This is a genomic window from Aureimonas ureilytica (assembly GCF_001475935.1).
Taxonomy (GTDB): Bacteria; Pseudomonadota; Alphaproteobacteria; order Rhizobiales; family Rhizobiaceae; genus Aureimonas; species Aureimonas ureilytica_A.
In genome coordinates, this window is sequence record NZ_LDQA01000118.1 from 1 (window position 1) to 850 (window position 850).

Below are 850 nucleotides of genomic sequence, written 5' to 3' on the forward strand. Positions count from 1 at the left end.
CTAGGTAGGGGACTCACCCAAGCCATTGAGTAACCGTCGCGATCAGCGCGATGGCGGCGAGATAGTTGATGGCGAGGCGATCGTATCGGGTTGCGATGCGCTTCCAGTTCTTGAGCTTGCCGAACATGCGCTCGATCACGTTTCGGCGGCGATAAGCCCTTCTGTTCAGCGGGTAGACAATGTCACGGGCAGCCCGTCCTGGAATGACTGGCTCGATCTGTCGGTCGCTGAGCCAGTTTCGCAGCCTGTCGGCGTCGTAGGCTTTGTCCGCAATGAGCCGCTCGGTCGGTCTCATAGCCTCCAGAAGCGGGAGCGCCATAGTGATGTCTGCGATGTTGCCAGGCGTCAGGGCGAGGGCAACGATCCGGCCACAAGCATCGGCCAGACAATGGATTTTCGTCGTTCGGCCGCCGCGCGAGATGCCGACCGCTTGGGCAAACTCCCCCCTTTTCCGCCCGAAGCAGAGCGGTGTGCTTTGACATGGGTGCTATCGAGGCAAAGCTCGTGAGGGACAGCACCTGCGGCGGCGACCTTGCCGAAGATCCGCTGCCAGACTCCACGCCGAGCCCAGCGAGTGTAGCGGTTATAGATCGTCTTGGCCGGTCCGTACTCTGGCGGCACATCCCGCCAGCGACCGCCGGTCTTCAAGATATGGAGGATGCCCGAGATCACCCGCCGGTCATCGACCCGCGGCTTACCAGGCTGGTTTTTCGGCAGGTGCGGCTCCAACACCGCCCATGCCTCGTCCGACAGCCAGAACAGATCGCGCATGATCGTCTCCATCCAAAGGACCCAATCCCGGATGAAATCCGCCAATTCGGGCAATATGTTGGTTGGGTCCCCTACCTAG

At 61.3% G+C, this 850-nt stretch carries 1 protein-coding gene; it reads right to left on the bottom strand.

Features of this window, described 5'->3' with window-relative positions; all coding sequences use genetic code 11:
• Positions 1-13 precede the first annotated feature (13 nt).
• Positions 14-771 (bottom strand): IS5 family transposase gene (locus NS365_RS23935; RefSeq protein ID WP_430515439.1). Its coding sequence is split into 2 segments (ribosomal slippage): positions 14-418 and positions 421-771, totalling 756 coding nucleotides; the frame shifts between segments, so codons are not numbered across the junction.
• Positions 772-850 lie beyond the last annotated feature (79 nt).